Annotated in this window: 5 protein-coding genes; 4 read left to right on the plus strand and 1 reads right to left on the minus strand. The window is 69.5% G+C overall.

Annotated features, from left to right (window positions below):
- On the minus strand, positions 1 to 1605 hold a 1605-nt coding region (locus tag Apa02nite_RS26345), incomplete at its 3' end, for an alpha/beta hydrolase (protein WP_203827342.1).
- Positions 1606 to 1822: 217 nt separating this feature from the next.
- Here Apa02nite_RS26345 and Apa02nite_RS26350 point away from each other — a divergent pair.
- The 4 genes from Apa02nite_RS26350 to Apa02nite_RS26365 all read left to right on the plus strand — a co-directional run bounded on the left by Apa02nite_RS26350 (position 1823) and on the right by Apa02nite_RS26365 (position 5944).
- On the plus strand, positions 1823 to 3328 hold the full coding sequence (locus Apa02nite_RS26350) for a M28 family metallopeptidase (protein ID WP_203827343.1): 1506 nt from the start codon (positions 1823 to 1825) through the stop codon (positions 3326 to 3328).
- A gap of 71 nt (positions 3329 to 3399) precedes the next feature.
- Complete coding sequence (locus Apa02nite_RS26355) at positions 3400 to 4065, plus strand: PadR family transcriptional regulator (protein ID WP_239164577.1); 666 nt, start codon at positions 3400 to 3402, stop codon at positions 4063 to 4065.
- A 149-nt stretch (positions 4066 to 4214) separates the two neighbouring features.
- Positions 4215 to 5171: an ABC transporter ATP-binding protein gene (locus tag Apa02nite_RS26360; protein WP_203827344.1), complete on the plus strand. Its 957-nt coding sequence runs from the start codon at positions 4215 to 4217 to the stop codon at positions 5169 to 5171.
- Positions 5168 to 5944, plus strand: coding sequence for an ABC transporter permease (locus Apa02nite_RS26365; RefSeq protein ID WP_203827345.1), 777 nt, complete (start codon positions 5168 to 5170; stop codon positions 5942 to 5944). Before Apa02nite_RS26360 ends, Apa02nite_RS26365 begins: the two co-directional genes overlap by 4 nt.
- Positions 5945 to 5994: the final 50 nt, after the last annotated feature.

Raw genomic sequence — 5994 nt, forward strand, 5'->3', positions numbered from 1 at the left:
GCGCTGTGCTCCGGACTCCTGCAGCACGGCGTGCGTGCTGCTACTGCCGGAGACACCCTTGCGCAGCGTGGAGACCGCGGTCGGGTCCGGCTGCGGAACCGGCGCGCACTGCTTGTCGGAACGGTTGCCACTGACCCGCTTCGGCAGGGCGCCGGTCGCGAGGTAGGTGGCGATGGTGTCGTCGGTGCACGCGATCCCGCTCAGCGAGCCGGAGTGCGTGGTGCCGCCGACGCCCTCGATCAGCACCGACTTCGGGAAGCGCTTGCGCACTTCCAGAGCACCGGTGTACGGCGTGGCCGCGTCGTTGGTCTCGCCGATCAGCAGGAACCCGGCGGCCTTCTTGCCGGAGATCTTGACGGGCGTGCCCGGCTTGGCGCCCCAGGCGATGCAGGGCGCGTTGTACCAGGCGTTGTTCCAGGTGATGAACGGGTACTTGGCGTGGATCTTCCAGTTGTCCCGCTGCCACTTGGACCAGTTCTGCGGCCACTTGACGTCGCTGCACTGGGTCGCGAGGTACATCGCGTAGTTGTTGTCGGCGCCCACGCCACCCGGCTCGGCGTAGTTGGCCAGCAGCAGTGACGGGTCCTTGTCGTTCACCCACGCGGCGAACGCGTCGGCGACGTCCTGCCAGCCGTAGACGTAGTAGCCGGCCGAGACGAAGATGTCGTTCCACTCGTCCGGACCGATCTTGCCGGCCGCCGGCGTCTTACGCAGCGACGCCAGGGTCGCGTAGTACTTCGCCTTGACCGACTTGCCGGTGGCGCCGAGGTGGTAGACCGCGTCGTACTTGGCGATCCACTTGAAGTAGACGTCCATGTTCTTGTCGAACTGGATGTCCTGGTCCAGGTTGGCCGCGTACCAGACGCGGGTCGGGTCGACCACGCCGTCGAAGATCGCCCGGCGGATCTTGTCCGGGTGCAGCGTCGCGTAGACCTGGCCCAGGTACGTGCCGTACGAGAAGCCGTAGTAGTTGATCTGCTTGGCGCCGAGCGCCTTGCGCAGCGTGTCCATGTCGGCCACCGTGTCGGTGGTCTTGACGTGGTCGAGCAGCGCGCCGCCGGCCTTGTCGCACTTCTTGGCGTAGTCCGTGGCCTTCTTCAGCCAGGTCTTCTCCAGCTTGCGGGTGACCGGCACGTAGTACGGCCGGTTGTAGCCGGCGTAGTTCACGTCGCAGGTCAGCGCCGGAACGCTGGAGCCGACGCCACGCGGGTCGAAGCCGATCCAGTCGTAGAAGTCGCCGGCGCCGTTCGGCACCGACTCGCCGATCACCGGCAGGCCCAGACCGGAGCCACCGGGACCGCCCGGGTTGGTGAACATGACGCCCTGGTACTGCGCGGCGGCCGACTTGTGGTTGATCCGGGACACCGCGATCTTGATCTTGGTGCCCTTGGGCTTCGCGTAGTCCAGCGGGACGACCAGGAAACCGCACTGCGCGTTACGGGCCTTGAGGCTCGCCCGGGTGCAGGTGGTCCAGTCGATGGCTGGTGGGGTGTAGCCGCTCGCGCTCGCATGCGTGGTGTGGGCCGCCGCGGCGACCGGGATCGTACCGGCCCCGATCAGCAGCCCGACCGAGGCGGCGACGGTGGCCGCCAGGATTTTCCGCATCCCTTGCCTTCCGTTGGTGATACGCCCGCGAGCCGTGTCGGGCCCGGGCGATCTTCGCAGACTAGTCATTCAGACATGGAGATGTGGCACCCCCGTTACGGCTGATTTCCCGGCGGATCAATCGATGCCGCATTAGGAAATAGGTAGGGATTGATATGACGGGAGCGCGTGCGGTTCCTGAGATGCTCGTCGATGCTTCGACAAGAAGGGACACCCCGTGCGAGCACTCCCCCTCATCGGCGTCGCCGTGCTGACCGCCGGTCTTGCCGCCGTGCCGGCCCAGGCCGCGGTCGCGACTCCGGACATCCCGGTCGCGAACGTCAAGGCCCACCTCGCCCAGCTGCAGAGCATCGCGACCGCCAACGGCGGCAACCGCGCTCACGGCCGCCCCGGCTACCTCGCCTCGGTCACCTACGTGAAGGGCCTGCTGGACGCGGCCGGTTTCACCACCACGCAGCAGAGCTTCACCTACAACGGAGCCACCGGATACAACCTGATCGCCGACTGGCCGGGCGGCGACACCAGCGACACCCTGATGATCGGCGCGCACCTGGACAGCGTCACGGCCGGTCCGGGGATCAACGACAACGGATCCGGTTCGGCCGCGAACCTCGAAGTGGCTCTGCAGGTGGCCCGGTCCGGGTTCCAGCCCGCCCGCCACCTGCGGTTCGGCTGGTGGGGTGCGGAGGAGCTGGGCCTGCGCGGGTCCACGGCGTACGTCAACTCGCTGACCACCGCGCAGAAGTCCGCGATCGGCGGGTACCTGAACTTCGACATGGTCGCGTCGCCGAACCCCGGCTACTTCCTCTACGACGGCGACAACTCGGACAACACCGGCTCCGGCCCCGGCCCGACCGGCTCCGCCGAGATCGAGCAGACCCTGGCCGACTACTACACCACGATCGGCGTGCCGACCCGCGGCACCGACTTCGACGGCCGCAGCGACTACGGCCCGTTCATCAGCGCGGGCATCCCGGCCGGCGGCATCTTCACCGGTGCCGAGGGCCGCAAGACGGCCGCCCAGGTCACCCTCTGGGGCGGCACCGCGACCGCGTTCGACGCCTGCTACCACGCGTCCTGTGACACCACCGCGAACATCAACGACACCGCGCTGGACCGGAACTCGGACGCCATCGCGTACGCGGTCTGGACCCTGGCCGACGGCGGGACGACCACCCCGCCGACCGGCTCGACGGTCTGGTCGGACACCTTCGAGACCGCGACCGGCTGGACGGCCGGCACCGCGGACACCGCCACCTCCGGCAAGTTCGAGCGCGGCGACCCGGAGGCGACCACCAGCTCCGGCGTCACCACCCAGCTCGGCACCGCGGCCGGCGGCACGTACGCCCTGGTCACCGGCGCGACAGCGGGCGCCAGCGCGGGCGCCAACGACGTGGACGGCGGTCTCACCACGCTGACCTCACCGGCGATCACCCTGCCGGCCGGGACGCTGACGCTGGGCCTGTCCTGGTACCTCGCGTACCTGAACAACGCGACGAGCGCGGACTACCTGCGGATCTCGGTGGTCAGTGGCACGACCACGACCGCGCTGCTCACGGTGAACGCCGCGGCGGCGAACAAGGCCGCGGCATGGACCGCGGCAACCGCGAACCTCTCCGCGTACGCCGGCCAGACCGTCCGGCTGAAGGTGGAGGCCGCGGACACCGGCACGGCGTCACTGGTCGAGGCGGCCGTGGACAACGTGGTGATCACCAAGTCCTGATCGGACTTCCGCCCGAAAGGCCCCCGGCGTGCCGGGGGCCTTTCGTTTTGCCACTCGGATGCGTAATACTCGTGGACGAGCATTCGGAGGCGAGGGAGCAGATGGCGAAGCGGCGCAAGGTCGGCAACCTGCTCGGGCTGCACATCCTGGCGACGCTGAGCATTCAACAGCTGCACCCGTACGAGATCGCCGCCCAGCTCAAGGCGTTCGGCAAGGACCAGGACATCAAGATCCAGTGGGGCTCGCTCTACACGGTGGTGCAGAACCTGGAGAAGCACGGTTTCATCGCCGCTGCGGAGACGGTCCGGGAAGGCCGCCGGCCCGAGCGCACGGTGTACCGGCTGACCCCGGCCGGCCGCGCCGAGCTCACCGACTGGGTGCGCGAGCTGGTCGGCACTCCGGAGGCGGAGTTCCCGAAACTGCAGGCGGCCCTCTCGGTCGTCGGGGTGCTCCCGCCCGACGAGGTGATCGAGCTGCTCGAGCAGCGGCTCAGCATCCTCGCCGTGGAGAACGATCAAATGCGCCAGGTCCTGCGCGCCACCGCGCACGAGGTCCCGCGACTGTTCCTGGTCGAGGGCGAGTACCGCCTGGCGATCCGGGAGGCCGAGGTCGCCTGGCTCACCGGGTTCCTGACCGAGTTGCGCGACGGCACCATGGCCGGGATCGGCGCCTGGCGGCGCCTCCACGAGACCGGTGAACTGCCCGAAGACCTCTCCGAGTTCATGACGGAGACGTAAGAGAAACACGGCCCCGGCCGGTGCGGGAACACCAGCCGGGGCCGACTGCCCCATCCACCCGGCCGCGGGAACGGCCCGGCTATCCGAGACGTGTAGCAGCAACCAGGATAACCGGACACGGACCGTGGCGACCTCGAGTGAGGATCACCATGAGTGATGCCGTGACGGCACACGACCTGCACAAGACGTACCCCGGTGGGGTGCGGGCCCTCGCCGGGCTCACCCTCACCGTCCGCGCCGGCGAGGTGTTCGGCCTGCTCGGGCCGAACGGCGCCGGCAAGTCCAGCACCGTCAAGATCCTGACCACGCTGGCCCGCCCGGACTCCGGCACGGCCACCGTCGCCGGGCACGACGTGCTGCGCCACCCGGACCGGGTCCGCCGCGAGATCGGCGTGGTCCCGCAGCGGTCCGCGCTGGACCCGATGGCGAGCGGCCGCGACAACCTCACCCTGCAGGCCCGGATCTTCGGCATCCGGGGCTTCCGGGGGCGCGTCGACGAGCTGCTCGAACGGTTCGGCCTGACCGAGGCAGCCGGGCGACCGGTGCGCGGCTGGTCCGGTGGCATGCAACGCCGCCTCGACGTGGCACTCGCCCTGGTACACAAGCCCGGCGTGCTCTTCCTGGACGAGCCGACCACCGGACTCGACCCGGAGGGCCGCGCCCAGCTGTGGACCGAGATCGCCCGGCTCGCGGCCGACGAGTCGATGGCCATCCTGCTCACCACGCACTACCTCGACGAGGCCGATCGGCTCGCCGGCCGGCTGGCCATCGTGGACGGTGGGCGGATCGTCGCGGAGGGGACGCCGGCGCAGCTCAAGGGCGAGCTGCGCGGGGACGCCGTACACCTGGAACTGCACCTGGCCCCGGACGGCCCGCAGGCGCGGCAGGCGATCTCGCACGTCGCGGGCCTGCGTGATGTCGCCCTGGACGGGCGGACGCTGAGCGCACGGGCCGACGACGGTGCGGCGGCCGTGCCCGCGGCCCTGGCCGCCCTGGAATCGGCCGGGATCGGCGTGGCGACCGTGACGGTGGCCCGGCCGTCGCTCGACGACGTGTACCTGCGGCACGCCGGACGTCGCTTCAGTGCGCCGGGGGTGGCGGCATGACCACACTCGTGGCGCACACCTGGTGGATGACGAACCGGCGACTCAAAGTGCTGATCAAGCAGCCGGCGTTCGTGGTCATCCTGCTCGTGCAGCCGGCCATCTGGCTGTTCCTGTTCGGCAACCTGTTCCGCAGGGTCGTGGAACTTCCCGGGTTCGGCGCCGGGTCCTACCTCGACTACATCGTGCCCGGCGTGGTCGCGATGACCGCGGTGTCGTCGAACATGTGGTCCGGCATGGGCGTGCTCGAGGAGATCGACCGCGGCACGCTGAACCGGCTGCTCACCACCCCGATCGCCCGCGGAGCGATCATGAACGCGCTGGTGGTGGAGCAGGCGCTCAGCACCGCCGTCCAGGTCGGCGCGATCATCCTGCTCGGCCTGGCCGCGGGCGCGTCCTACCCGGGCGGCGCGGCCGGCCTGACCGTGCTGATGATCTCGGCACTGCTGCTGGGAACGATCTTCAGCGCGCTGTCCAACACGGTCGGCATGCTGGCCCGGCAGCGCGAGACGATCATCGGGATCAACACGCTGTTGCTGCTGCCGCTGACGTTCCTGTCGTCGGCGTTCATGGCAACGTCGCTGATGCCGTCCTGGATGCGATCGATAGCGGACTGGAACCCGGTGAACTGGGCCCTCGCCTGCGCCCGCGCGGCGATGCGACCGGAGCCGGACTGGGGGATCGTGGCGAGCCGCGGCGGGTGGCTGCTGGGGCTCGCGGTGGTGACGCTGGTGCTGTCCACCCGGACATTCCGCGCGTATCAGAAATCGGTCTGACTTCAAGATCAAATTCAGGAGGTCGTGTGTCCGCCGGGGTACAGACCGCC

Source organism: Actinoplanes palleronii (assembly GCF_016862315.1).
Lineage (GTDB): Bacteria > Actinomycetota > Actinomycetes > Mycobacteriales > Micromonosporaceae > Actinoplanes > Actinoplanes palleronii.